At 54.7% G+C, this 25,671-nt stretch carries 21 protein-coding genes and 1 other RNA gene; 13 read left to right on the forward strand and 9 right to left on the reverse strand.

Annotated features, from left to right (window positions below):
• Positions 1–25: 25 nt before the first annotated feature.
• Positions 26–631 carry a hypothetical protein gene (locus AUQ42_RS16010; protein WP_231856762.1) on the reverse strand — a complete coding sequence of 202 codons (606 nt, stop codon included), beginning with the start codon at positions 629–631 and terminating at the stop codon, positions 26–28.
• Between AUQ42_RS16010 and AUQ42_RS13080 the strand changes: the two genes are divergently transcribed.
• The 4 genes from AUQ42_RS13080 (at position 606) to AUQ42_RS13095 (ending at position 3,774) form a co-directional block, all read left to right on the forward strand.
• Positions 606–1,205: a hypothetical protein gene (locus AUQ42_RS13080; RefSeq protein ID WP_231856763.1), complete on the forward strand. Its 600-nt coding sequence runs from the start codon at positions 606–608 to the stop codon at positions 1,203–1,205. The two genes, AUQ42_RS16010 and AUQ42_RS13080, sit on opposite strands and share 26 nt — an antisense overlap.
• 94 nt (positions 1,206–1,299) lie before the next feature.
• Positions 1,300–2,412, forward strand: coding sequence for a magnesium/cobalt transporter CorA (gene corA, locus AUQ42_RS13085; RefSeq protein WP_068519531.1), 1,113 nt, complete (start codon positions 1,300–1,302; stop codon positions 2,410–2,412).
• 100 nt (positions 2,413–2,512) lie between these two features.
• On the forward strand, positions 2,513–3,061 hold the full coding sequence (locus AUQ42_RS13090) for a cysteine hydrolase family protein (protein ID WP_068519532.1): 549 nt from the start codon (positions 2,513–2,515) through the stop codon (positions 3,059–3,061).
• Between the two features lie 80 nt (positions 3,062–3,141).
• Complete coding sequence (locus AUQ42_RS13095) at positions 3,142–3,774, forward strand: pyridoxamine 5'-phosphate oxidase family protein (protein ID WP_068519533.1); 633 nt, start codon at positions 3,142–3,144, stop codon at positions 3,772–3,774.
• A 78-nt stretch (positions 3,775–3,852) separates the two neighbouring features.
• Here AUQ42_RS13095 and rnpB read toward each other — a convergent pair.
• From rnpB to AUQ42_RS13120, 5 genes are all read right to left on the reverse strand, one after another.
• Positions 3,853–4,249, reverse strand: an RNA gene (rnpB, locus tag AUQ42_RS13100) — RNase P RNA component class A.
• 71 nt (positions 4,250–4,320) lie between these two features.
• The gene (locus AUQ42_RS13105; RefSeq protein WP_068519720.1) at positions 4,321–5,073 is read right to left on the reverse strand and encodes an N-acetylmuramoyl-L-alanine amidase; all 753 of its coding nucleotides are present in this window, start codon (positions 5,071–5,073) and stop codon (positions 4,321–4,323) included.
• 5 nt (positions 5,074–5,078) lie between these two features.
• Positions 5,079–5,951 (reverse strand): DMT family transporter, encoded by an 873-nt coding sequence (locus AUQ42_RS13110; RefSeq protein ID WP_068519534.1) that lies wholly within the window; start codon positions 5,949–5,951, stop codon positions 5,079–5,081.
• A 220-nt stretch (positions 5,952–6,171) separates the two neighbouring features.
• Complete coding sequence (locus AUQ42_RS13115; RefSeq protein ID WP_068519721.1) at positions 6,172–8,004, reverse strand: ATP-binding cassette domain-containing protein; 1,833 nt, start codon at positions 8,002–8,004, stop codon at positions 6,172–6,174.
• Positions 8,005–8,126: 122 nt separating this feature from the next.
• Entirely contained in the window at positions 8,127–8,867 is a 741-nt protein-coding gene (locus AUQ42_RS13120; protein ID WP_068519535.1) for a TerB family tellurite resistance protein, read from the reverse strand.
• Positions 8,868–9,155: 288 nt separating this feature from the next.
• Between AUQ42_RS13120 and AUQ42_RS13125 the strand changes: the two genes are divergently transcribed.
• From AUQ42_RS13125 to AUQ42_RS13170, 9 genes are all read left to right on the forward strand, one after another.
• Positions 9,156–11,153, forward strand: coding sequence for a methyl-accepting chemotaxis protein (locus AUQ42_RS13125; RefSeq protein ID WP_082817859.1), 1,998 nt, complete (start codon positions 9,156–9,158; stop codon positions 11,151–11,153).
• A gap of 339 nt (positions 11,154–11,492) precedes the next feature.
• Entirely contained in the window at positions 11,493–13,454 is a 1,962-nt protein-coding gene (locus tag AUQ42_RS13130; RefSeq protein ID WP_068519537.1) for a methyl-accepting chemotaxis protein, read from the forward strand.
• A 136-nt stretch (positions 13,455–13,590) separates the two neighbouring features.
• Positions 13,591–14,100 carry a winged helix DNA-binding protein gene (locus AUQ42_RS13135; RefSeq protein ID WP_068519538.1) on the forward strand — a complete coding sequence of 170 codons (510 nt, stop codon included), beginning with the start codon at positions 13,591–13,593 and terminating at the stop codon, positions 14,098–14,100.
• Positions 14,101–14,513: 413 nt separating this feature from the next.
• Positions 14,514–15,488, forward strand: a complete 975-nt coding sequence (locus tag AUQ42_RS13140; protein ID WP_068519539.1) for a TRAP transporter substrate-binding protein — start codon at positions 14,514–14,516, stop codon at positions 15,486–15,488.
• A gap of 133 nt (positions 15,489–15,621) precedes the next feature.
• Complete coding sequence (locus tag AUQ42_RS13145) at positions 15,622–16,134, forward strand: TRAP transporter small permease (protein WP_068519540.1); 513 nt, start codon at positions 15,622–15,624, stop codon at positions 16,132–16,134.
• 9 nt (positions 16,135–16,143) lie between these two features.
• Positions 16,144–17,445, forward strand: coding sequence for a TRAP transporter large permease (locus AUQ42_RS13150; protein ID WP_068519541.1), 1,302 nt, complete (start codon positions 16,144–16,146; stop codon positions 17,443–17,445).
• A gap of 68 nt (positions 17,446–17,513) precedes the next feature.
• The gene (locus tag AUQ42_RS13155) at positions 17,514–21,155 is read left to right on the forward strand and encodes a hydantoinase B/oxoprolinase family protein (RefSeq protein WP_068519542.1); all 3,642 of its coding nucleotides are present in this window, start codon (positions 17,514–17,516) and stop codon (positions 21,153–21,155) included.
• A gap of 306 nt (positions 21,156–21,461) precedes the next feature.
• Positions 21,462–23,138, forward strand: coding sequence for an FMN-binding glutamate synthase family protein (locus AUQ42_RS13165; RefSeq protein WP_068519722.1), 1,677 nt, complete (start codon positions 21,462–21,464; stop codon positions 23,136–23,138).
• 24 nt (positions 23,139–23,162) lie between these two features.
• A complete protein-coding gene (locus tag AUQ42_RS13170; protein ID WP_068519544.1) occupies positions 23,163–23,516 on the forward strand; it encodes a VOC family protein in 354 nt (117 codons plus the stop codon).
• A gap of 32 nt (positions 23,517–23,548) precedes the next feature.
• Here AUQ42_RS13170 and AUQ42_RS13175 read toward each other — a convergent pair whose 3' ends face one another.
• The 3 genes from AUQ42_RS13175 to AUQ42_RS13185 all read right to left on the reverse strand — a co-directional run bounded on the left by AUQ42_RS13175 (position 23,549) and on the right by AUQ42_RS13185 (position 25,654).
• Entirely contained in the window at positions 23,549–23,806 is a 258-nt protein-coding gene (locus tag AUQ42_RS13175; protein WP_068519545.1) for a YjhX family toxin, read from the reverse strand.
• Positions 23,807–24,029: 223 nt separating this feature from the next.
• The gene (locus tag AUQ42_RS13180) at positions 24,030–24,506 is read right to left on the reverse strand and encodes a GNAT family N-acetyltransferase (RefSeq protein WP_068519546.1); all 477 of its coding nucleotides are present in this window, start codon (positions 24,504–24,506) and stop codon (positions 24,030–24,032) included.
• 146 nt (positions 24,507–24,652) lie between these two features.
• On the reverse strand, positions 24,653–25,654 hold the full coding sequence (locus AUQ42_RS13185; RefSeq protein WP_231856764.1) for a sensor domain-containing diguanylate cyclase: 1,002 nt from the start codon (positions 25,652–25,654) through the stop codon (positions 24,653–24,655).
• Positions 25,655–25,671: the final 17 nt, after the last annotated feature.

Genomic DNA, 25,671 nt, shown 5'->3' on the forward strand with positions numbered 1-25,671 from the left:
TGGGGGTCAATGGGATTTGATGGGCTCAAATGTGACGATTTGGTGTGTTTCTGCGGATTCTGCGGTACATGCGAAAAGCCTGAATTCCCTCAAAAACACATTGAATCACGGTGTTATCCATCTTCTGCCCATAAAATCCCAATTCGGTTCCACGGGAACCCATGGGGCGACCATAAAAAGACCCGGTCCATGGGTTATGATGGTCAGATCGAAAATTGGAATATGATGGGCTGTTCGAAGACAATTTGCGATTTGGCTCCCAATCGGGTTTGATGCGCGGGCGAACTCCTGCAAAATGTCGGGGCGATATTTCCGGAAACCCGGGGCGTTTTACGTCTTGTGATGCCCGGATGATTTCCGGATATGCAGTAGCAAGGCCGATCAGATATTTGGTCAGATACTGGCGCGGGGCTGCGTCAGTGAAATGAAGGATGCGATTGTTGCGGATAAAAGCTGCCATTGTGTTAATGGGTTGCATGGTTTGTGCCGGAATATCAGGGACCTTTTTCACATGGCCCGGTATTGTCGGGGGTGCCCATGCGCAAGGATTGACCATGGACAAGGCCGGCGGCAGCAGTTCCTCGCCCGAGGTGACGTCACCGCAAATGCGCGAACTTTTGCCGCTGATCATGAAACAGCTTCAAAATAACCCGGAACTGATGTCGCAATTTGGACTGGGCGGGCTTTCGGGGCTGGGGGCGCTTGATGGTGCTGCGGGTTTGTCGGGCGATGCTGGAACCGGGACTGCCAATATCCCGGGGCTCAATGACGCAATTGCCAAGGCCCTTGCCCAAAAAAATGGTGCGACGGGTGGCGTGCCCGCAGGCATTCCTGAACAGGTCAAGCTTTACCGCGAACAATATCATCCGGTCGATATTGATCAGGATGGCCGTATCAGTGCTGATGAAGCTGCATCCTATTCAAGCTGGATGTTCAGGCGGCGTGATATCAATGGCGACAGTGTTCTGGTAGTACGCGAATTTGCCGCAGTTGAACAATTGCCCGGAACGGCCGATGCCAATCGCCAGCGGCTACGCACCGAAAGCCGGCGACTGGAATTGTTGTTTCCGACATATGATGCAAATAACGACCAGATGATCAGCAAGGATGAGTTCCTTGATCTGGTGCGTGTTGCCTATGACGAAAAACGCGGAACCAATCCCGATATTGATCCGTTTTCATTCCAGACGGTTCTGCCATTCTGACTGGTGACAGAATTGCAATGGAAACACCATATGACAGCAAAGCAATAATCTGGCATCCGTATCACGCGGCAAGCCGGTCAGGATGGAGAAGCTAATGGATACCAACGAATTTTTCGCCCCTCTCCGGGCAACGGCGGATGACGGCAACAGCGCGGATGCCGCAGCTGCCGACAATGTTGGTGTCGAAAACGGTGAACCGGCGGCAACCACCGCGCAAGCACCAGCAAAAATCACGGCCAATGCGCTTGGCAAGACAACATCGACCGCGACCTCAAACGCGACCGTGACCAAACAGGATGGTGGCAAGGCTGATCGGACGCCTGTCTGGATTGACCTGTTGTCGCCAACGCCTGACGAAATCCACGATATCGAGGAACGCTTCGGGATCGAGGTGCCGACCCGCGAAGAAATGCAGGAGATCGAGCTGTCATCGCGTCTGTATGACGAAGAGGGCGCACTTTTCATGACGGTTTCGGTTCTGACCCGGGCGACGACGGATGCGCCGCAAACAACGGCCGTGACCTTTATCCTTGTCAAGAAAACGCTGATTACCCTGCGCTATGCCGATCCGGTTCCCTTCAAGACATTTATCCGCCGGGTCAAACGCAGCCCGTCACTTGCCAACAGTGCCGAGGCGGTGCTGTTTGGTTTGCTTGAACAGATTGTCGACCGTCTGGCCGATTTGATGGAACAGACAGCAACCGATCTTGAAAACCTGTCCAATCAGGTGTTTGCAAGCCCCGAAGACATTGCCTCGGATCAGGATCATCGTGAAACCCTTCGTCAGATCGGGCGTACCGGCAACCTGTCTGGCAAGGCCAAGGACAGCTTGCTTAACCTGCATCGTCTTGGCTTGTTCCTGTCGACCCAGACGCGCCTGAAAAAGGATGCGAAGGCGCGGCTCAAGGTGATTTCGCGCGATATCGTGTCGATCACCGAACACGCCAACTTCATCGCAAACAAGGTTACCTTCCTGCTGGATGCGACCCTTGGCATGATCAGTCTTGAACAAAACAATATCATCAAGATTTTCTCGGTCGCAGCCGCGGCGTTCCTGCCGCCAACCCTGATCGCCAGCATTTATGGCATGAACTTCGAATTCATGCCGGAACTGGGATGGGAATTCGGCTATCCGGTCGCCATCGGCTTGATGATCCTGTCGGCGGTTTTGCCGCTTTGGTATTTCAAGCGCAAAGGCTGGCTCTGATCATTTGGCAATATTGGTGGGGTGTTTGTCATTTGCGCCAGACAAATTGCTGCTAAAGTCTGCGCCCTGATCTTCCCGTATTGTTATCGGAGCCCCACCCATGACCCGAACCGCCCTGATCCTGATTGATTGGCAGCTAGGATTTGATGATCTTTCCTATTGGGGGAGCCGCAATAACCCCGATGCCGAAACCAATGCAGTGCGGTTATTGACCCATTGGCGCGCAAATGCCTGGCCGGTTATTCATGTCAAACACAACTCGACCGAGCCACAATCGCGGTTGCATCCTGATCATCGCGGAAATGCCTTCAAGGCGGCACTCGCACCGATGGAGGGCGAGGCGGTCTATGGCAAAAACGTCAATTCGGCCTTTATCGGAACAAGTCTTGAGGCGGAGCTGCGCGCACAGGGGATTTCAAAACTGGTGCTGTGCGGGATCACGACCGATCATTGTGTGAATACCAGTACACGGATGGCCGGGAATCTTGGCTTTGATGTTGTCATTGCCGCGGATGCCTGTGCGACCTTTGATCGAAGCCTGCCAGACGGGCGGGAATTTCCGGCGGAACTGGTGCATGATGTGGCACTGGCAAGCCTGAATGGCGAGTTCGCAACCGTCAAAAATGTTGATCAGATCATAGCTTCGTGACCGGGGTGCTGATCGGTAATTGACTTGCGTTCGCAAGTAACGCACCTTCGGCCCCTGATTCCCGCATAAGGTGCCTTTTGATGACGTCTGCAGAAACCAAAATCGATACGCATGACAAGCTTCGTGCGATTTACGGTGAACCCATGGGGCTTGCCGTTGACAAATGCCTGTCGCGGCTTGATCCGCATTGCAAGCATTTCATTGCACTGGCACCCTTTGCGGTCATTTCTTCTGCTGATGCCAATGGCGACGCCGATGTCAGCCCGCGTGGCGACGGACCGGGTTTCATCAAGGTTGTCGATGACAAAACCATCGTCATGCCGGACCGTCCGGGCAACAATCGCATCGATACATTGGCCAACATTGTCGACAACCCCAAAGTCGGGATGCTGTTTTTTGTTCCGGGCGTGAATGAAACGCTGCGTGTGAATGGCAGGGCTGAAATCAGCACCGACCCGGCGTTGCTTGATCTGTTTGCCGATACGCCCAAACCGCCGATCACCGCGATCAAAATCACGGTGGAGGAAGCCTTCCTGCATTGTGCAAAATCGCTGATGCGCTCCAAGCTTTGGGACGCTGGCACACAGATCGATCGCAAGACGCTTCCGACATTGGGCAAAATGATCAAGGATCAGACTGCGGCCGATTTCCCGGTCGGTACCCAGGAAGAGGCAGATCAGCATTTCGCGCAATCCATCGCAGAGCGCGGCTGAAACCCGGCGCGTTCGGAAGATGCATCTGATCGCACAAGGCGGTGACAAATCCAGTCATCGCCTTTTATTTTGGGAAATAATACCAGATGGCCTGTAAGCCGGGTTCTGTCCATGCGGCGAACCGCACTGGATGGCTATTCATCTGGGACGTCCGTCGCCGAACGCCTCCTGCAACCAACCCGAATGGTGGTGCGAAAACCCACCTGCCGACAATGCCGAAGCACCCGGCCGACCATTCCTATTAGGTTTTGCTCCCGGTGGGGTTTACCATGCGTCCCGCATTGCTGAAGGACCGGTGCGCTCTTACCGCACCCTTTCACCCTTTCCGACAGGCTTGCGCTGTGTCGGTGGTTTGCTTTCTGTGGCACTTTCCCTAGGGTCGCCCCCGCCAGACGTTATCTGGCACCGTGTCTCCGTGGAGCCCGGACTTTCCTCCCCCGTTGTAAACAACAAGGGCAGCCATCCGGCCATCTGGTGGTGCGGATGTAGGTCACATCGATCTGAACGTCAAGCAAAAGCGATGGGGTGGAGAACGTACCAAGCAGCCTATTTGCCAATCATATTGGCAAGGGCAGTGGCAATTGACATGCATTGCCCGTCAAGCACGCCCGAAATGTTTTCCGGACGCCAGCGGCGCTGAAATGCGATGGTGCGTTTGATGCGATCATCGTTCTTTTTCGTCTGGTCCTGACCGCTTGCGGGCCAACCATAACCGATCCGGTCAAGAAGCTTGTCAAAAGCTTCCTGATCAACCGGATGTGCCGTTCCGTGGTCTGGTTCGGGCCATATGCCGATGCCGTTTTCGGCAAGCAGTTTCCAAGGAAACAGTTCGCCCGGATCTTCCTTGCGATCCGGGGCCATGTCGGAATGGGCTATGATGCGATCAGCGGGGATATTGTGGCGTGCCAGAATTTCCTGACACAGACTGATTACCGATGCGATCTGGATGTCGGGAAAAGGACGATAGCCAAATTCATGCCCCGGATTAACGATTTCAATGCCGATCGAATGGGAATTCACATCGTCGCATTCCTGCCAGCATCCGCGCCCGGCATGCCATGCGCGTTTGTCCTCGTCAACAAGGGCGAATATGCGTCCGTCTTCTTCGATCAGGTAATGACTGGAAACCGAACTTTGCGGATCACACAGGCGTTCAAGCGCATTTTTGCCGGTCTGCATCCCGGTATAGTGCAGAACCAGTATGTTGATCGGGCAGCCTTCCGGTCGCGGTCCGAAATTGGGCGACGGGCAGGATATGATTTCCCCCGGTTTGTGATCTCGTGACTGCCCGGATGCCATCTGGATCAATCCATGCCCTGTGTTTTGCGCTGAACGGGTTTGCGCAGCATGATGACGGTCACCCCGCACAGCACGACAATCCCGCCAATGATCTTAAGCATTGAAAAGGCTTCGTCAAATACGACAAACGATCCCAGAACGCTGATCACCGGGGCAAGCAGCGACCATGGCACAACCGCGTTCACATCCTGTGTTTTAAGCAAGTGATACCAGAAGCCATATGCAACGATCGATGACATCACAACCGTGAAGCTCAGATTGGCCCAGGCCACCCAACTGGCGTCAAATACCGCCTGCACCGATCCCGGTTCGAACGCCAGGGACAGGATCAGCAATTGCGGGGTCGCAAACAGCGCCATCCAGCCATTGAGCTGGAAGGTATCAATATCACCAAGCTTCTTGATCATGACATTGGCAACTGCCCACATGAAGGCGGCAAACACCACAAGCAGCAGCGGAAGCTGAAGATCGGTCATGGTCGGATCCCAGAACATGATCGTCACGCCAACAAAGGCCAATGACATGCCCGAAAGCCTTTTCCAGCCAAGCCGGTCATTAAAGAAATAGGTGGCAAGCATCGATGAAAACGGCACGCCAAGCAGCACAATAATCGCCACCGGCCCGGCATCAATCATCGACAGTGCAAAGAACAGCACCCCGAAATGAAGACTGCCGAATGTAACGGAAATGATTGCCAGACGGCCCATGCGCCCGCGTGGCACCCGGGTAAACGGGATCAGCAGGATCGCGACCGCGGCAAAGCGTATGGCCGTAAGCATAAAGGGCGGAATTTCCGCAACGGCACCTTTGACGGTCAGCATGTTGATGCCCCAGATGACGGCAACGGACAGGGCCATAAGCATTGCTTTAAGCGGCATGGAGCAGGCTTTCAATAAGGGGCGGCACGCGCATGTGCCCAATAACGATACATTCCTTTGTCATCTGTTTGCAGCCAAACGACAAATGAGTTCTTTTCAATCGAGAATATCTGACCGTGCCAGAATTACGCGCAGGACAAGTGTGACCCGGTCTTTACATCACGTAAAGCAGCAGGGCGCAAAAGATGCCAGATGGAATTTTCGGGGGCCGGTTGGGCGGTTATCCCAGACCGAGTTCCTCGCGCAGCATTTCAAGTTCCAGCCAGCGTTCTTCGGATGCTTCAAGTTCGCTTCTTGCGGCATCAAGGCGGTCGACCTTTTTCTGAAATCCGGTCGGGTCCTTGGTGAACAGGGTGCTGTCCGAAAGCGCATCCTCAAGCGTTTTGATTTCCGCTTCCAGCTTTGCCATCGCCCCGGGCAGGTTGTCATATTCGCGCTGATCCTTATAGCTCAGCTTCGAAGATGATTTCGGTTTTGCCGGTGTTGATGACGATGTGCCTGTTGATTTCTTGGTCTGCTTGGTGGCGGATTTGTCTTCTTTGGCCGGTTCTGCGCGCGAAAGTTTGCGCTGGGTGATGTAATCGGAATAGCCGCCTGCATATTCAACAGCCGTTCCGTCGCCTTCCATAACGATGGAAGACGTCACAACACGGTCAAGGAAGTCACGATCGTGGCTGACCAGAAGAAGCGTACCTTCATAGTCATCCAGCATTTCCTGAAGCAGATCGAGCGTATCCATATCCAGATCGTTGGTCGGCTCGTCCATGATCAGAAGGTTGGTCGGCTTTGCCAGCAATTTCGCCAAAAGCAGACGGTTGCGTTCCCCACCCGAAAGGGCGCCAACGGGGCTTCTGGCCTGCTTTTCATCAAACAGGAAATCGCGCAGATAGCTGACCACATGGCGCGGATTGCCGCGCACCATCACCTGGTCACCGCCAACATCACACAGGGTATCCCAAAGTGTTTTGTCATCATCAAGCGCGATACGTTTCTGATCGAAATAGCTTGGATTAAGGTTGGTGCCGATCTTGATCGTGCCACTGTCAGGTTCAAGCTGCCCGGTCAGCATTTTAAGCAGGGTGGTTTTACCCGCCCCGTTCGGGCCGATGATGCCAACCTTGTCGCCGCGCAGGATACGGGTCGAGAAATCGGCAATGATCTGGCGGTCGCCAAATGACTTGGCGATGTCGGTGGCTTCGATCACGACCTTGCCCGATGTTTCGCCTGCCTCGGCGGCAAGCGACACATTGCCGATGCGGTCAACCTGTTTGGAACGCTGTTCGCGCATGTCGTAAAGACGGCGCAGACGGCCCTGGTTGCGTTTGCGGCGGGCCGAAATTCCCTGCACGGACCAAACGGTTTCCTGTGCGATCAGCTTATCAAGCTTTGCGCGTTCTTCGGCTTCCTTGCGATAGATTTCCTCAGACCATTCTTCGAACTTGGCAAAGTTTATCGCCCCCTGATGCATGACACCGCGATCAAGCCAAAGGACACCGTTCGACACTGCATTCAGGAATGCACGGTCATGCGAAATCACCACGACGGCGCCACGGAAATTCTTGATCTCGCCTTCAAGCCATTCAATGGTCGGAAGGTCAAGATGGTTGGTCGGCTCATCAAGCAACAGAACCTGTGGATCGGCAATCAGGGCACGCGCAATTGCCGCACGGCGGCCTTCGCCACCCGACAGGCTTTTGGGATCGGCCTTGGGATCGATATTGACCGACGCCAGCAACATGTCGGAACGATAGGCATATTCCTGTTCATGTTCGTCCAGTGCCGAAAGAACGAAATCTTCGACCGTGTCATAGCCGTCAAATTTCGGTTCCTGATTAAGATAGGCAACCTTGCAGCCCGGCTGGACAAAACGTTCTCCGCCATCGGCTTCGATTTCGCCGGCGATGATTTTCAGAAGGGTGGATTTCCCGCCGCCGTTACGTCCGACCAGACATAGCCGGTCACGTTCGCCAATGGCAAATGACACATCGGAAAACAGATCATTGCCGCCAAAGGTCAGGCGAATGTCATTAATATTGATCAGCGGTGGCGCCATGGAAAAACCGATAAGCTTGAGTTCAGAAAACAGGTCACTGTGACAGGTCCCCTGCAAACAGCAATTTGGGTGCCGTTGCAAGGGAAATTATCTGTCAGCCGTTACGTTCCGCTGTTTTGCAATTAGCGGATACCGCGTTCCTTGCGAATTTGATCCCACGCGGCATTGATGCGGGCCATTTTGTCATTCGCCTGTTCGATAAATTCAGGCGGCATGCCCTTGGCCATCAAGGTGTCGGGATGGTTTTCGCGCGACAATTTGCGATGTGCTGCTTTCAGTTCATCGTCACTGGCATCGCGGGTCACGCCAAGCTGTTCATAAGGATCGGCACCGTTCGATGCGGTATAGGCGTGATGGACGCGGTCAAAGTCGACATCGGCAAACCCGAAGATATGGGCGACTTTTTTCAAATATGCCTGTTCTGCCGGATGCAATTCGCCATCGGCCATCGCGATCTGGTAAAGCGCTTCTAGAATGCCTTCCAGAAGGGCGTGTTCGCCGCGGAACATGGTGGCGATTTGCCGCGCATAGATTTCAAATCCATCCGAGGATGCGCGCGCCATATCAAAGATACGCCCAACATTCTTTTCCTCGCCCGGCGGAATATGAAAGACGCGCTTGAATGCGTTGATTTCATCACGGCTGACATGGCCGTCAACCTTGGCCATCTTGGCGGCCAGCACGATTACACCCGTGGCAAAGGCAACCTGTCTCGGGTCATGCCCGCCAAGCTGCGGTCCGCCATTTGCCGCACTTTTGATCTTGTCAACGACATGGCCGGCTGTTGCGCCAAGAATTGCGCCAAGTGGTCCGCCCAAGGCAAAACCTGCGGCTCCGCCAATAATTTTGCCCCAGATACTCATGCTGTACTCATGCTTTGCTCATGGGTGAATTGCGTCCTGATTTCTGTGTCGAATGCGGCACGGTGGTATTCGTCCGGCAAGATTACCATCTTTCCAGAACAACCAACATAGTTCGCAGAGCGCGGAAATAAATGGCGAATTGGCTTTATTTCCGACTGCGCACACCCGGTTTCACCCGTCGGTCTATACTTAAGTGTTTATTGATCTACTTTGGGTGGGGTGTTTCTATGACAGCCGTGTAACAAGAACAATAACGCACATGGACTGGATTTTAGGGGGGGGTGAAACATGTCTTTCTTGTCGCGTATGAAGCTTGTCTATCAGATTTCACTGATAAGTATTGTCGCACTGGTCATTTTTGCTGTTGTCGGAACGACCCAGTTCGTCGCAGATCAGCAACGGCAGTCCGCACAGGAAATTGCCAAGGCCGCGACCGCCGATCAGCTTGTGGTGGACGGAATTTCGCGGGAATTCCTTAATGCCCGACGCCATGAAAAGGATTTTGTTCTTCGCAAAAGCGAAGAATATATAACCTCTCATAGCGAGGCGGCGGCTTCGGTGCGTAGCGGGCTTGAAGAACTTGCCGGGCGCAAGGAAATCGGTGAACTGATTGGTCAGGTAGATCAGGCAAGAGCCGCCTTTGAAGATTATGTCAGCGAATTTGCCAATGTGGTCGAACTGCAACGCAAGGTCGGGCTTGATGCCAGTTCGGGCCTGCTTGGTGAAATGCGCGAAGCTGCCTCCGAAGTGGAAACCGCGCTTGGCAAGATTGCCCAGCTTGAAGCAATGCTGGGACTTTCCAACACCAAGGATATTTCAATTGCGGTTCTTAAGATGCGTCGCGATGAAAAGGATTTCCTGGCCACCCTTGATCCTGTCTATGTCAGCAATGTGGATGCCACAGCCAAGGAATTTGACGCGGCCCTGCAAAAAGCAGGCAGCATTCAGGACGAAAAAAAGGCCGAACTGGCCAAGCTGATGACATCCTATATCGCGGACTTCAAGGCGCTGGCAGATGCCGTTCTTGCCCGCGAGGAATCGCTTGCGCAACTCAGTGTCTATTACAGTGCGGTTGAACCGGTTCTGGTGGAACTCAGCAATTCCATCGGCGAGGTCGCCGAACGAATGCAGATGCAGGCCGAAGAAATCGCCCATACCGGGGTTCAGGTTACCTTCGCAATCTTTATCGCCGGTGCGCTGGTGCTGATTTTGTTATCGATCATTCTGGCGCGTGCGATCGTGCGCGCGATTACCGGCCTGACAGGCAAGATGGCCCGTCTGGCCAGGAATGACTTTGACGTCAAACTTGAAGAAGCAGATCGCAAAGACGAGATCGGTGAAATGGGGCGGTCGGTTGTGGTGTTTCGTGAAAACGGACTGGAGCGCCAGAAACTCGAAGCCCAGCAGCGCGAACTGGATGAAAAGCAGCGCAAACGCATCGAAAGCCAGGAAAAGCACATTCGCGAATTTGACAATGATGTTGTCGCCATGATGAGCGAGGTGGGAACCGCCGTGCAGCAGCTCCATGCGGTATCGGAAACCCTGCGCAGCAGTGCGGCCACGGCCAATGAGCAATCAACAACCGTTTCGGCCGGAACCGAAGAAGCATCGTCAAATGTCCAGCTGGTTGCGACCGCGGCAACCGAACTTTCGGCATCGATCCATGAAATTGCCGGGCAGGTCAGTGATACATCGCAAATGGCCATATCGGCCAGCCAGCGCGCGCAGACAACCAACGAGGATATCCAGGGTCTTAATGCCGCCGCCGTGCGCATTGGCGAGGTGATCGGTCTGATCAACGATATTGCGGGACAGACCAATTTGCTTGCGCTGAACGCAACGATCGAAGCCGCCCGGGCGGGCGAAGCGGGCAAGGGATTTGCCGTGGTCGCAAGCGAGGTCAAAAACCTTGCCAATCAGACGGCAAAGGCCACCGAAGACATCACATTGCAGATCAATGAAATCCAGCAGGCAACGCTTTCGGCCGTTGAGGCAATTGACGAAATCGTGCGCATGATCACCGATATCAGCGAACGTGCATCGGCTGTTGCTGCTGCTGTTGAACAGCAAACCGTTGCCACCAGCGAGATTTCGCAGAATGTCGAACAGGCCGCTTCGGCGACCAGTGAAATTTCATCGGCAATGCAAGGCGTGTCATCGGCGGTTGCCGGCACCACAGAAGCCGCAAGTGACGTGCGCGGTTCGGCCGACAACCTTGGTCGTCAAAGTGACAGTTTGAGTGAACGGATTGATCAGTTTCTTGCGCGGATGCGGGCTGTCAGCTGATCGGTTATCGGGCTGCCTGACGTCACAATTCTATTCGAAAGGAGGGGGAAGATTCGTCTTCCCCCTTGTTTTGTTTGTGGGCGGTGCAAATGTATTTCGGTATCGCGCATGCGAGCACGGATGCGAATTTTGTTTCGCGTCAACGCGCTGACATCGGTGTCGAAAACGGGTACTTGTCACAAAACTGTAACAATTCCCTTCTGATAAACCAGCCACCGCATCCCAACCTAAAAGGTTTGGGGCGACCGGATGTTTGTGCAGTGCCGTTGTAGGTTGGCTTGTGCCTGTCATGTCGCGTCTCACACTTTTGGACAGGTCCGGTAAGGCTTGGGGGTTTAGATGAATTTCCTTTCACGCATGAAGCTTCTGTATCAGATTTCGCTGATCGGGGCGGTGGCGCTTGTGATCTTTGTGGTTGTTGCAGCGGTACAGTTCGTTGCCGACCAACAGCGCCAGTCAGCGCAAATGGCAGCACAGGAAGCATTTGATGATCGGTTGATTGCCGATGAAATATCGCGCGATTTCTTGCATGCCCGTCGGCGTGAAAAGGACTTTCTTCTTAGGCTCGATGAAAAATACGTCACCCAGCATGCCGAAGTCGTCGAACGTGTAAGTTCGGGGCTAGAAACGCTTGAAGCTGACCCGGAACTGGCGGAATCTGCTGCTGAAATCGCGCAGATCAAGGAAGCCTTTGCAAACTATGCTGCGGAATTCGAAACCATCGTTGCCCTGCAACGTGAAATCGGTCTGGACGAAGAAGGCGGCCTTTTGGGCCGTTTGCGTGGTTCGGTCCACAATGTCGAAGAAGCGCTTGCGAAATACAAGGCAGACAATCTGACCGTCATCATGTTGATGATGCGTCGCCATGAAAAAGACTTCCTGGCCCGTATCGATGAAAAATATGTCGATCGTATTGATCAGCGTTTGGCCGAATTCGGACCGGCACTGGCGGCATCCGACATTCCGGCTGCGGAAAAGGCCAATATCACAAAGTTGATGAATTCCTATGTCGCGGACTTCAAGGCGCTGGCAGGAAAGATCCTGCAACGGAATGCCGAACTGGGATTGTTGTCGGATTATTACGCACAGGCCGAACCGGTGCTTGAAGCGCTTAGCGCATCCATTGCCGAAACCGCCGCGCTGGAAAAACAAAAAGCTGAACAGATCGCCAAAACCAGCCTGACCATCACGGTTGCGATGTATGTGATCGGGGTGATTGCGCTTCTGGGGCTTTCTGTTTTGTTGTCGCGCGCGATTGTCCGTGCGATCGGCGGATTGACCAACAAGATGACCCGTCTGGCTGAAAATGACTTTGACGTTGATATCAACGAGGTCAATCGTGCCGATGAAATTGGTGAAATGGGCCGTGCGGTACTGATTTTCCGTGAAAACGGGATCGAGCGTGTCAAACTTGAAGCGGCCCAAAAAGCCGATGACGAGCGCCGCCGCAAACGCATGGAAACCCAGGAACAGTATATTCAGGAATTCGATCAGGCAGTTGTCGCCGTGATGGCCGACGTTGCTGTTGCTGTCAAACAGCTTCATCAGGTGTCAAACGTTCTGCGCAGCAGTGCAGACACCGCAGCCGACCAGTCGATGGCCGTTTCATCCGGCGCAGAAGAGGCGTCATCAAATGTGCAGCTTGTGGCAACGGCTGCGACCGAACTTGCCGCATCCATTAACGAGATTTCCGGTCAGGTGACCGAAACATCGTCCATGGCCCAATCGGCGACCGAACGGGCACGGTCCACCAATGACAATATCCAGGGGCTGAATGATTCCGCTATCAAGATTGGCGAAGTCATCGGGTTGATCAGTGATATTGCCGGTCAGACCAATCTGTTGGCCCTTAACGCCACGATCGAGGCCGCCCGTGCCGGTGACGCCGGCAAAGGCTTTGCCGTGGTCGCAAGCGAGGTCAAAAACCTTGCCAACCAGACCGCCAAGGCGACCGAGGACATCACCATCCAGATCAATGATATCCAGCAGGCAACCGGCATTGCTGTCAGTGCGATTGATGAAATCGTGACCATGATTGCCGAAATCAGCGAACGGGCTGCCGCCGTCGCCGCTGCGGTGGAACAGCAAACCGTCGCCACCAGCGAGATTTCGCAAAATGTCGAACAGGCAGCCGCCGGAACCGAGGAAATTTCATCGGCGATGCAAGGTGTGTCTGCTGCTGTTGGTGAAACCAACAGTGCCGCAACCGAAGTCCATCATTCAGCGGACAATCTTGGCCGTCAAAGCGGGGACCTTCGGGCCCAGATTGACGGTTTCCTGGAACGGATGCGCTCACTTTAATGACGAAATGTCGATAACAAACAGCAGCCGGGTCTTTACCCGGCTGCTTTTATTGCGATAAAATCCCGACAAACTTGTGGCGTTTTACAGAAATAGACCGCAATAACAGTATAGGTACGAAAGCAGGAAATGTCGGATGGCTGATAAACCACGTATTGTTTCATCGTCGCATCTTGTATCGGAACGCGCCGCAGAACTCTCGGAGCTTGAATTCGCCCTGATCCTTTCAGGCAACGCATTCAACCGCTGGATGGTTCGATGCATGCGCGCGGCCGGGATGCCGGATGTATCGGTTCTCGACATTCTTGTTCTGCACAATGTCAATTCGCGCGAACGCGAAAAAAGCCTTTCGGAAGTGTGCTTTGTGCTCAATGTCGAAGACAGCCATCTTGTGAATTACTCGCTTAAAAAGCTTCGCAAGCTTGGCCTTGTCGAAGGTGTGAAGCGCGGCAAGGAAGTCCATTACGGCACGACCGCCGACGGGCGCGCCATGTGCGAAAAATACCGCGAAGTCCGCGAAGCCTGTCTTGTCGAAACGTTCCAGCGCCTTGGTGTGAATAGCCAGGAAGTCGGCGATGTTGCCAAGACGCTCCGCGCCATTTCCGGTGTCTATGATCAGGCATCGCGCGCAGCAAGTGCGATGTAATCCGGAAACGCTCATCCGGGCGTGCATGCGCGAATACATGTTGCTCAAGTGTTTCTGACCAATTTTTTCTGACCAATGCGTTTCTGATCAGTGTGTTTCTGATCAACATGCTTTTGATCAATGGAATCCAGCAGGCGGCGGTCCCCACGGGGCCGCCGCCTGTCTTTGTTTGATCTGATCGGATCAGGTTATCGCGTGGCCGGAGATGTGGTGTTGCTCGGCGCAATCATATGTTTTTCAACGGTTTGACCGCAGATGTGGGGTCGGGCAAAAGCCGGGCTTTGCAGATTTTGCATGGTAGTTATGAAATTACATTGACAATTTGTCAGTAAAATGTGATCAAGATGTCGGGTGATTAATTTGGAGTCTCTGCTATCCTGACTCCACGCCTCAACACACAGGGAGACTTATCAATGCTGAAAAAAGCACTTTCGACGGTTGCTGTTGCTGCCATCACCATGTCGGCCGGTTTGGCGGCTGCGGCAGAAAAATGGGATATGGCAACGCCGTACCCGGACGCGACCTTCCACACCCAGAATATTATCGAATTTGCCAAGGACGTGAATGACGCGTCGGGTGGTGAACTGACCATCACCGTTCATTCCGGTGGTTCGCTTTTCAAACATGCAGACATCAAGCGTTCGGTTCAGCGCGGTCTGGTTCCGATCGGCGAAACCCTGATTTCGCTGCTGGCCAACGAAAACCCGATCTACACCGTTGATGCGATCCCGTTCCTTGCAACGTCCTATGACGATGCGAAAAAGCTTTGGGAAGTCTCGCGCGCCGGTATCGAAGCCGCACTGGAAAAAGACGGCCTTAAAGTTCTCTATGCTGTTCCGTGGCCGGCACAGGGTCTTTATACCGCAAACCCGGTGAACAAGGTCGAAGACCTCGAAGGTGTTAAATTCCGCGCTTACAACTCGACCACTTCGCAGCTTGCCGATCTGACCGGCATGGTTGCCACCCAGGTTGAAGTTCCGGAAATCCCGACTGCATTTGCAACCGGCATTGTTGAAGCAATGATCACCTCGCCGTCGACCGGTGCCAACTCCAAGGCATGGGACTTCGTTTCGAACTTCTATGACGTTCAGGCATGGCTTCCGAAAAACATGGTCGTCGTGAATGCAAAGTCGTTCGACCGTCTGCCGGCTGAAACCCAGAAAGCCGTTCTTGACGCTGCTGCCAAAGCCGAGACCCGCGGTTGGGAAATGAGCATGGCCGAAGCTGACGAGAAGAAAAAAGTTCTGGCTGACAACGGCATGAACGTTGCTGCGCCGAGCGATGAACTGAAGGCCGGTCTGGCCAAAGCCGGTGAAACCATGGTTTCCGAGTGGCTTGAAAAAACCGGCGATGAAGGTGCTGCCATCATCGACGCCTTCAAGAACTAAGGTTCTTTCGTCTTTCGGGATCGGGCAGACGTCGTCCTCTGTCCGGTCCCGGACAAACCCCACAATTTGATGTTACTGTTCTTAGGGAACAATCAATCAGCATCGCGACATCGCGGGCGGAAAGGGGACTGCTGTGCGCAGATCACTAAATTACTTATTCAAGTTCAGTGCCGGGCTGGCCGCAGTTTTTATGGTCGCGATCGCACTTCTTATTCTGGCGCAATCGCTTGGCCGTCTGGTTGGAATTGCGGTACATGACGCGAACGAGCTGGCCGGCTTCTGTCTGGCGGCGGGAACGTTCCTGGCACTTGGTCCGGCACTGCGCGCCGGGACCCATATCCGGGTCATGATCATATTGTCCCATCTTCAGGGCGGGCTGCGTCGCGTAATCGAAAGCATCACGCTTCTGGCGGCAACTTTCCTTGGCGGATATTTCGCCTGGTGGATGGCGGTTCTTGCCGAAGAAAGCTTTTCCTATGGCGATACGTCGCCCGGTGTTCTTGCCTTTCCGCTTTGGATCCCACAGGCCGCAATGGCCTTTGGCCTGATCGTCTTTACCATCGGCATGATCGAAGCACTGGTTGATACCGTTGCCGGTCGTCAGGCTGCCTTCGCTGCTGGCGAAGCAAACGAATTGAACGAATAGGGGACGGTCGTGGAAGTACTTGAAATTGGCCTGATCCTGATGGGGTTGTTGTTCCTGTTCCTTGGGGCAGGATTGTGGGTTGCCCTGTCACTGTTTGCCATCGGCGTTTTCGCACTTGATTTCTTTACCAGTGCCCAGACCGGCCCGATCATCGCAACGACTGCCTGGTCAAGCCTGGCGACATGGTCGCTGGCCCCGCTGCCGCTGTTTATCTGGATGGGGGAAATCCTGTTCCGGTCGCGCTTGTCAGAAGACATGTTTACCGGTCTTGCACCCTGGCTCAATAAACTCCCGGGGCGTCTGTTGCATGTGAATGTTCTGGGCTGTGGCATCTTTGCCGCGGTGTCGGGATCGTCTGCTGCGACCGCGGCGACCATCGGGCGCATGTCGATCCCCGAATTGCGCAAGCAGGGCTATGCCGACAAGCTGATCCTTGGCACGCTGGCCGGGTCGGGGACGCTGGGCCTTTTGATCCCGCCGTCGATCATTCTGATTGTCTATGGCGTGTCTGCCGAACTGTCGATTGCGCGTCTGTTCATTGCCGGTGTTTTGCCCGGTGTCATGCTGATCATTCTGTTCATGAGCTTCGTTGGCATCTGGGCCACGGTGAACAAGGACAAAATGCCCCCGGCAGAACCAAGCATTCCGTTTGGTGAAAAAGTCCGCGCATCAGGTCGTCTGATCCCGGTGATTGCCCTGATCTCGGCTGTGATCGGCTCAATCTATGGCGGTGTTGCCACCCCCACCGAAGCCGCGGCATTCGGTGTTGTCGGTGCGCTGATCCTGTCGCGGCTAAGCGGTTCCTTGACCAAGGAAAGCCTGATTGACGGGATCATGGGGGCGACCCGCACATCCTGCATGATCTGCTTTATCCTGGCAGGTGCGGCGGTTCTGACCGTGGCCATGGGCTTTACCGGGATCCCGCGTGAACTTGCGGCCTGGATTGCGCAGATGGATCTGTCGCCCTATGCGCTTTTGGCGGCACTCACCGTGTTCTTCATTGTTCTTGGTTGCTTCCTTGACGGGATTTCGGTGGTGGTTCTGACCACCTCGGTCATCCTGCCGATGGTTCAGGCCGCCGGGATCGATTTGTTGTGGTTTGGCATCTATGTGGTGCTGGTGGTCGAAATGTCGCAGATCACCCCGCCCGTGGGTTTCAACCTGTTCGTTTTGCAAGGCCTGACAGGAAAGAACCTGTTTGCCATTGCGCTGGCTGCTTTGCCGTTCTTCTTCCTGCTGTTGCTTGCTGTTTTGCTGATTACCGTATTCCCGGAAATCGCAACATGGCTGCCCCAGCAAATGAACGGCTGACCGGCCCTTTGAAGATCTGATCGTTCGCACAGAATTTTATGACTACAGATGCCCAAGGAGTAAGCATCATGGCTTCTCACGACCAAAATTCCCCCGCTTCGCAGACATCGGGACAGCCGAAATGGCAGTTCTGGATCGATCGCGGCGGTACCTTTACCGACATCGTGGCGCGTAAGCCGGACGGATCGCTTGTCACTCACAAGCTGCTTTCGGAAAACCCGGAACGTTATCGCGATGCCGCCATTCAGGGCATTCGTGAACTGCTTGAAGTCCCCGCTGGCGAGAAAATCCCGGCCGAGAAAATCGAAGCCGTCAAGATGGGCACCACGGTTGCGACCAACGCGCTTCTTGAACGTAAGGGCGACCGCACGGTTCTGGTCACCACCAAGGGCTTCCGCGATGCGCTGCGCCTTGCCTATCAGAACCGTCCGCGTTTGTTTGATCGCAATATCAAACTGCCCGAAACTCTTTATGAAAGCGTGATCGAGGCCGATGGTCGTTTCGACGCGCAGGGGACGGAACTGACCCCGCTTGATCGCGACAATCTGCGCAAGGACCTTCAGGCGGCGTTTGATTCCGGCATTCGTGCCTGTGCCATCGTCTTCATGCATGGGTATCGTTACACCGCCCATGAAAATGCGGCGGCTGAAATCGCCCGTGAAGTCGGCTTTACCCAGGTTTCAGTCAGTCACGAAGTCAGCCCGCTGATGAAGCTGGTATCGCGTGGTGACACCACGGTTGTGGATGCCTATCTGTCGCCGATCCTGCGTCGCTATGTTGATCAGGTGGCGTCCGAACTGGGCGGCGTGAAACTGATGTTCATGCAGTCCAATGGCGGCCTGACCGATGCCGCCAAATTCCAGGGCAAGGACGCAATCCTGTCCGGTCCGGCGGGCGGTGTTGTCGGCATGGTGCGTACCGCTGAAATGGATGGCTTCAAACAGGTCATCGGTTTCGATATGGGCGGCACGTCGACCGACGTTTCGCATTATGACGGCGAATATGAACGCGATTTCGAAACCCAGGTTGCCGGTGTGCGCATGCGTGCGCCGATGATGAAAATCCACACGGTTGCGGCCGGTGGCGGTTCGATCCTGCATTTCGATGGTGCACGTTTCCGCGTTGGCCCCGACAGTGCCGGTGCAAACCCGGGCCCGGCGGCCTATCGCCGTGGCGGTCCGCTTGCGGTGACCGATATCAACGTCATGCTGGGCAAGGTTCAGCCGGACTTCTTCCCCAATGTCTTTGGCCCCGAAGGCAACGAGCCGCTTGATGCCGATGCGGTCCGCAGCGGTTTCGAAGCCATGGCTGCCAAGATCAAGGAAAGCACCGGTCAGCTCAGAACACCCGAAGAAGTCGCCGAAGGCTTCCTGCGTATTGCTGTTGAAAACATGGCAAACGCGATCAAACAGATTTCGGTTCAGCGCGGCTATGACGTAACCGATTATATCCTGCAATGCTTTGGCGGTGCCGGTGGGCAGCATGCCTGCCAGGTGGCCGATACCCTTGGCATGACCAAGGTCTTTGTCCATCCGTTTGCCGGTGTTCTGTCGGCTTATGGTATGGGGCTTGCCGATATTCGTGCGATGCGCGAACAGGCGGTCGAGGCGAAGCTTGCCTCTGATGCGCTTTCCGGTCTGGATGAACAGCTTGATGCGTTGGCCGTTGATGCCCGCGCCGAACTGCATGAACAGGGTATTGGCGATGCCAAGATCACGATGCTTAAAAAGCTGCATCTGCGCTATGACGGCACCGACACCCCGCTGATCGTTGATTTCGGCGATGTCGATAGCATCAAGGCCCAGTTCGAAGAACAGCACAAACAGCGCTATGGCTTTGTCATGGACGAGAAACCGCTGGTCGTCGAAGCTGTCGCGGTTGAGGCCATCGGTGAAACCCAAAGCCTTCCGGATGCCGAAGCCGAAGCAACCAACGACAATGTCGCGATCACAGCCCTTGCGACCCGTCCGGTGGTGTTTGATGGTAAAACAGAAGATACCCCGTTCTACAAACGTGAAGACCTCAAACCGGGTGCGACCGTGCGCGGTCCGGCCGTGATTGTCGAGCCGGTTGGTACCACCGTGATTGATCCGGGCTGGGAAGCCAAGGTCAATGGCCGTGACCATCTGGTTCTGACCCGTGTGGTTGCCATGAAGCGGTCTGAAGCCATCGGCACCCAGGCCGATCCGGTGATGCTGGAAGTCTTCAACAACCTGTTCATGAATATTGCCGAACAGATGGGCGTTACCCTTGCCAACACCTCATACTCGGTGAATATCAAGGAACGTCTGGACTTCTCTTGCGCCCTGTTTGATCAGGAAGGTCAGTTGATCGCCAACGCACCGCACATGCCGGTCCATCTTGGATCGATGGGTGAGTCGGTTCAGGCGGTTATGCGCAACAATGTCGGCACCATGAAGCCGGGCGATGTCTATATGCTGAACGACCCGTATAACGGCGGGACGCATTTGCCTGACATCACCCTGATCACGCCGGTCTTTGGCGATGATGGCAAAGATATCCTGTTCTATGTCGCGTCGCGTGGTCACCATGCCGATGTTGGCGGGATTACGCCGGGGTCGATGGCACCGAATTCACGCATTCTCGAAGAAGAAGGCGTTCTGATCGACAATTTCAAACTGGTTGATCAGGGCAAGTTTGACGAAGTCGGCCTGACCGCCCTTCTGGAAGGGGCGAAATACCCGGCCCGTAACCCGTATCAGAACATCGCCGATCTGCGCGCACAGATCGCCGCCAACGAAAAAGGCGTGCAGGAACTGCGCAAGATGGTCGATCACTTTGGCCTTGATGTTGTTCATGCCTATATGGGCCATGTTCAGGACAATGCCGAAGAAAGCGTTCGTCGCGTGATTGATGTTCTCAAGGATGGCGAGTTCTCCTATGAAATGGACAATGGTGCGGTCGTTAAGGCCAAGGTCACCATCCATAAGGAAACCCGTTCGGCGACGGTTGATTTCACCGGCACGTCCGATCAGCTTGATAACAACTTCAACGCCCCGTCGGCTGTGACCCGTGCAGCGGTTCTTTATGTCTTCAGAACCCTTGTTGATGATGACATTCCGCTCAATGCCGGGTGCCTGAAGCCGGTCAATCTGATCGTGCCCGAAGGATCGATGCTCAATCCGCGTTATCCGGCCGCCGTTGTTGCCGGTAACGTTGAAACGTCCCAGCATGTCACCGATACCCTTTATGCCGCCCTTGGCGTCATGTCGGGAGCACAGGGGACCATGAACAACTTCACCTGGGGCAATGATACACATCAGTATTATGAAACCATCTGTGGCGGTTCGGGTGCCGGTCCTGATTTTGACGGCACCAGCGGTGTTCATACCCATATGACCAACTCGCGCCTGACCGATCCGGAAGTCCTTGAATGGCGTTTCCCGGTCATGCTCGAAAGCTTTGAAATCCGCAAAGGGTCCGGCGGTAACGGCAAATTCAAGGGTGGCGATGGCACGACCCGTCGTGTCCGCTTCCTCGAAGACATGACCGCATCGATCCTGTCCAACCACCGGCGCGTGCCCAACCAGGCCGTTGCCGGTGGCGAGCCGGGCAAACTTGGTCGCAACGCCATCGAACGTGTCGACGGTACCGTGATCGAGCTGAAAGGCACCGACGGGGCAGAAATGCATCCGGGTGATGTCTTCATCATCGAAACCCCGGGCGGTGGTGGTTACGGCAAGGCCTAAGGGTTCTTGCCAACCCCATCTTCCGGTTTGACCAGAAACACCGGTTTTCCCCCAAACCTTCGGTGTTTCTGGTCCGGGGTTTTAACCCCGGCCTCCCTGTTGAACTTCCTGCCGCCCCTGAGTTTCCTCACGGGCGGCTTTTTCTTGATGTTGGCAATATCGTCCCTACATGCATGAGGGGACACTTCATTAAAAATCAACGACATTGCCATAGGCTTCACTCAAGGATCGGGTTGCCAAAGCTTGCCCGCACAGGCTGCAATCGCGATCCATCAGGTCGACCTGAACAGACAGGATGAGAGCACCGTGAAATTCTTTATTTTGAACCAGCGCTATTTCGTCATTACAAGCGTTGCGCTTCTGACCGTCATTTCCGTGGTTTGTGCCGGCGTGATCGATAGCTGGTTCTGGGTGCCGGCGGTGGTGTTCGGTCTGTTGCTTCTGGTCGGCATTCATGATCTTCATCAGACCAAGCATTCCATCCTGCGCAACTATCCGATCAGTGCGCATATCCGCTTCATCCTTGAAAGCTTCCGTCCTGAAATCCGCCAGTATCTTCTGGAAAGCGATCAGGACGAAATCCCGTTCAGCCGTCAGGCCCGCGGCCTTGTCTATCAGCGCGCCAAGGGTGTCGAAGACAAACGCCCGTTCGGCACGATCGAGGATGTCTATAAATCGGGTTATTCCTGGATCACGCATTCGGTGGCGCCAAAACACATCACCGATACCAATTTCCGGGTCCGGGTTGGCGGGCCACATTGCAAGCAACCCTATGATTGCAGCCTGTATAATATCTCGGCCATGAGCTTTGGCGCGCTGTCGGGCAATGCGATCCTGGCGCTGAACAAAGGTGCGAAAAAGGGCGGCTTTGCCCATGATACCGGCGAAGGCAGCATTTCGCGCTATCACCGCGAAGGTGGTGGCGATCTGATTTATCAGGTGGCGTCAGGCTATTTCGGGGCACGCAATGAAGACGGCACATTTTCCGAGGAAAAATTCGCCGAAACCGCCGCCGACCCGCAAGTCAAAATGATCGAGTTGAAACTCAGCCAAGGCGCAAAGCCCGGTCATGGCGGCATGTTGCCCGCCGCCAAAATCACCAAGGAAATTGCCGATGCCCGCGGTATTCCGATGGGACAGGATTGTGTATCGCCTTCGGCCCACAGTGCCTTTTCAACGCCGATCGGCCTGATGGAATTCATTGGTCGCTTGCGTGATCTTTCCGGCGGCAAGCCGGTCGGGTTCAAGCTGTGCATTGGCCATCGTCGCGAATTCATGTCGATCATCAAGGCAATGCTTGAAACCGGGATTACGCCCGACTTCATCGTGGTCGATGGCAAGGAAGGCGGAACCGGTGCCGCACCGGTCGAATTTGCCAACCGTGTCGGCATGCCGATGCAGGAAGGCCTTACTTTCGTTCACAATGCGCTGCGCGGGGCGGGGCTGCGTGATCAGATCAAGATCGGGGCCGCGGGCAAAATCATCTCGGCCTTTGATATTGCGCGAACCCTGGCACTTGGGGCGGACTGGTGCAATGCCGCGCGCGGTTTCATGTTTGCCCTTGGCTGTATTCAGGCCCAAAGCTGTCACACCAACTGCTGCCCGGTCGGTATCGCGACACAGGATAAAATCCGTCAACGCGCTTTGGAACCGGGTGATAAAAGCGAACGTGTCGCACGGTTCCATAAAAATACCATGCATGCGCTGGCTGAAATCACCGGTGCAGCTGGCCTGACCGATCCGCGCAATTTCATGCCCTATCACTTCATGGTCCGCCAGAAGGACAATGAATTCATCGATGGCAACGAAGCCTATCCGTACCTGCCCGAAGGTTTCCTTCTGGCAGATAAGGAGATCGAGGAACTTCATGAATGGCATTCGCGCTGGGGCCGCGCATCGGCCGATACCTTCGCGCCCAAGGAAATTCCGTTTGGTCCCTATAAGCGCGCCAAGGCAATTGCCGGCGAAAAGGCCGCGCAATAGACGATATCAGGAGCCGCCTGCACCATGGCCGTTAAACGTATCGTTGCAAATTTTGCGGTGGATGACATCAGTAAGGCTGTCGTGTTTTACGAGGATATCCTTGGCCTTGATACCGTGATGGATCATGGCTGGATCAGGACCTTTGCCGTGGCGGGGAAAACCATGACGGCGCAGGTCAATTTCGCTACCGAAGGTGGATCGGGAACCCCGGTGCCCGACATGTCGATCGAGGTCGATAACCTTGACGAAATCCTTGGCAAAATGACCGATGCCGGGATTACCATCGAATATGGCCCGACGGATGAGCCATGGGGTGTCAGGCGGTTTTATGTCCGCGACCCGTTTGGCAAACTGATCAATATCGTTATGCATAAATAGGAAAAGCCCGGCCAAATCGGCCGGGCTTCTTGTTAGCGTTGAAACAATTCGGCGCGGACCGCGACCAATCCTTCACGTGTGATGCGATAAGGCGCACCGGCGCGGGACCGGATGAAGCGGCGTTTGCGCAGTTTCTTGAACACCTCGATCGTGCAGGCGGTCAGAAACCAGCCGTCGCGGGTAATACAGTCTGCTTCGAGGATGCGATTGTGGTTGTCCTTGATCACCTTGATCAGGCCACCTTGCGCAAGTGCATGCAGCACGCGCTGTTCGTTCTTTGAAATATTCACTGTCAGAGTCCGAAAACCAGTTGGGAAAACGGTTTCCGATCGGGGCGGGCACAACAATACCGGCCACGCGCGCCCGTTTTATTGGCGGGCAGGCGATCCGATCTGCTGATCAGCGGTTTGGAAAGGTCAGGCTGTCAAACCGCGATCAGCGGCTGTGCCGGGACTCTGACATAAAAGCTCCGAATAAGGTTCGCCGCCAAATTGCCAATCTGGCGGCGTTTCGTCAAGCGGCGCGCTGCATTTCCACGGTCGGGACTTCGCGGTCCGGCACCGGGCCGGTCACGAGGAAGCCGAACTTGCGGTAAAACGCCTTGGCGCGTTCATTATGGGCTACGACCTTAAGCCGGACATTGCTGCGTGCACCTTTTTCCGACAGGGCATCAAGGGCCGCCATCATCAGTGCCTTGCCCGCACCGCTGCCATGTGATGCCGGATCAACCATGATCCAGTCGATTTCCGGGCTGTTGTGGATGGCGATGACATAGCCCAGAAGAATGTCGTCTTTGGTCGCGACATAGACAGTGTGGTTATCACTGCCAAGGGCATTTTCAAAAACACTGGTCGACTGTTCGACATAGCGGGCAACCAGATTGGTTGCGGCATCGCCCATGCCTTCGATGAAATAGGTTGAGTCCGTCGCGCGCTTGGTCAGGTCGCGAATGAAAGGAAGATCGTCGGCAGTGCCTTTGCGGATCTGCATTTTGTAAGCTCGTGTGCGTTATTCTATTTTTCGGGTTTGCAACCCGTCACGCAGTCTGAGCCAAAATCCATACCATGTGGTTAATGGATCACGCTTGTTGCAATGATTTTTTAACCGACCTGACACCGGTCAAAACGCCAAAGTCCCTATTTCTGGCGGTTTTTCTTGTCGCGATACATTTCAAGATCGGCAACCGCCATCATTTCTTCGAAATTTTGGTTAATTGGTTCAAAGAAAACAGACGCCCCCGAACTGATTTCGGGTGTCTCGCGGATCGGTGCTTTGGCGTTGGGGATGTTGAGTTTGATATTCGCAAGCGCGTTGCGCACACGGGTGATGATGGTCGTAAGATCCCCCCGGTTTCGGACATAGCCAAGCACGGCAAATTCGTCACCGCCGACGCGACCGCAAATATCAACCTCGCGGATGCTGTCGGTGATGGCCTTGCCAACCGCACGAAGTGCGGCATCCCCGGCGGCGTGGCCATAATCGTCATTCCAGCGCTTCATATTGTCGAGATCAAAGAAAATGACCCCGATATGATGGTGATAGCGTTTGGCGATGCGGATTTTCTGATGGGCAAGCATTTCAAATCCGGCGCGGTTGTTCAGCCCGGTCAGCGGATCTGTCATCGACATTTCGCGCATGACTTCGAACTGTTCATACAGGCGCAAGTCGGCCTCGATCAGATCGCGGAAAACATCAAGCAGTGTCTGAAGGGAATCCTCATAGCTGGTTGGTTGGCGATCAAACACGCACAGGGTGCCAAAAACCTCACCATTCGGCCACAGAAGCGGTGTTCCGAAATAGGAGACATAACCATCATCAGTCAGTTCGGGATTGTCGGCCCATTCCGATTTTCCGCGGGCGTCGGGTTCATAAAAGGGCGTTTTTTCCTGAATGACGCGTCGGCAGTAAATGTTGGAATCAAGTGTCTCCGCCTTGCCGGAAATGTCGCGATGCGGATTTTCCGCATTCTGGCTGGTCACAGCTGCCCGGTATCCTTGGTCCTTGTTATATTCGACAACATAACCGGATGTCGCACCAAGAAGCCGTGTCATCACATCGACAACGCGTTGCCATTTCGCAAGCGAGGCCTGTATGGCCTCATCCTGTGAGATCCATTCAAGTTTGTGGTGGGTCGCCATTCTAACCGCCTTCGTGT

This window comes from Thalassospira sp. MCCC 1A02491 (assembly GCF_001613785.1).
Classification (GTDB): Bacteria; Pseudomonadota; Alphaproteobacteria; order Rhodospirillales; family Thalassospiraceae; genus Thalassospira; species Thalassospira povalilytica.

Bases quoted from the DNA above. Each gene is read 5' to 3' on its own strand.
- AUQ42_RS13095 (WP_068519533.1), top strand. From the start codon at position 3,142: ATGACGTCTGCAGAAACCAAAATCGATACGCATGACAAGCTTCGTGCG.
- AUQ42_RS13180 (WP_068519546.1), bottom strand. From the start codon at position 24,506: ATGCAGATCCGCAAAGGCACTGCCGACGATCTTCCTTTCATTCGCGAC.
- AUQ42_RS13135 (WP_068519538.1), top strand. From the start codon at position 13,591: ATGGCTGATAAACCACGTATTGTTTCATCGTCGCATCTTGTATCGGAA.
- AUQ42_RS13130 (WP_068519537.1), top strand. From the start codon at position 11,493: ATGAATTTCCTTTCACGCATGAAGCTTCTGTATCAGATTTCGCTGATC.
- AUQ42_RS13115 (WP_068519721.1), bottom strand. From the start codon at position 8,004: ATGGCGCCACCGCTGATCAATATTAATGACATTCGCCTGACCTTTGGC.
- corA (WP_068519531.1), top strand. From the start codon at position 1,300: ATGGATACCAACGAATTTTTCGCCCCTCTCCGGGCAACGGCGGATGAC.
- AUQ42_RS13125 (WP_082817859.1), top strand. From the start codon at position 9,156: ATGTCTTTCTTGTCGCGTATGAAGCTTGTCTATCAGATTTCACTGATA.
- AUQ42_RS13105 (WP_068519720.1), bottom strand. From the start codon at position 5,073: ATGGCATCCGGGCAGTCACGAGATCACAAACCGGGGGAAATCATATCC.
- AUQ42_RS13110 (WP_068519534.1), bottom strand. From the start codon at position 5,951: ATGCCGCTTAAAGCAATGCTTATGGCCCTGTCCGTTGCCGTCATCTGG.
- AUQ42_RS13170 (WP_068519544.1), top strand. From the start codon at position 23,163: ATGGCCGTTAAACGTATCGTTGCAAATTTTGCGGTGGATGACATCAGT.
- AUQ42_RS13140 (WP_068519539.1), top strand. From the start codon at position 14,514: ATGCTGAAAAAAGCACTTTCGACGGTTGCTGTTGCTGCCATCACCATG.
- AUQ42_RS13155 (WP_068519542.1), top strand. From the start codon at position 17,514: ATGGCTTCTCACGACCAAAATTCCCCCGCTTCGCAGACATCGGGACAG.
- AUQ42_RS13080 (WP_231856763.1), top strand. From the start codon at position 606: ATGCGCGAACTTTTGCCGCTGATCATGAAACAGCTTCAAAATAACCCG.
- AUQ42_RS13185 (WP_231856764.1), bottom strand. From the start codon at position 25,654: ATGGCGACCCACCACAAACTTGAATGGATCTCACAGGATGAGGCCATA.
- AUQ42_RS13120 (WP_068519535.1), bottom strand. From the start codon at position 8,867: ATGAGTATCTGGGGCAAAATTATTGGCGGAGCCGCAGGTTTTGCCTTG.
- AUQ42_RS16010 (WP_231856762.1), bottom strand. From the start codon at position 631: ATGATCAGCGGCAAAAGTTCGCGCATTTGCGGTGACGTCACCTCGGGC.
- AUQ42_RS13090 (WP_068519532.1), top strand. From the start codon at position 2,513: ATGACCCGAACCGCCCTGATCCTGATTGATTGGCAGCTAGGATTTGAT.